The sequence below is a fragment of the Neobacillus drentensis genome (assembly GCF_036966985.1).
Classification (GTDB): domain Bacteria; phylum Bacillota; class Bacilli; order Bacillales; family Cytobacillaceae; genus Neobacillus; species Neobacillus drentensis_E.
Genome location: NZ_JBALSN010000164.1, coordinates 7,911 through 8,148, shown reverse-complemented (window position 1 = coordinate 8,148; position 238 = coordinate 7,911). Strand labels below are relative to the sequence as shown.

Sequence of the window (238 nt, the reverse complement as noted above, 5' to 3'; positions counted from 1 at the left end):
CAAAAAATTGCCGATTTCCTGCCGCAGCGCTGGACTTTGGATACATTAACAAAGCTGCAGGAAGGAAATGCGATGAGCGGCTTGTATATGAATTTCATCATCCTATTTGCCTTTGCTGCCGCATTTTTCTTGATTGCCATTTATCGATTCAGCCGAAATCATACGACACAGAATTTTGTCTAGTCATTTTAAAAATGTGACCGCTCAAAAGGAGGCACTGAAAAAGTCTCTTAAAATT

General features: G+C 39.9%; 1 pseudogene. It reads left to right on the top strand.

The annotated features are described in order from the left end of the window. Positions 1 to 183 (top strand): annotated as a pseudogene (locus tag V7659_RS11235) (ABC transporter permease); the annotation flags it as partial. Positions 184 to 238 lie beyond the last annotated feature (55 nt).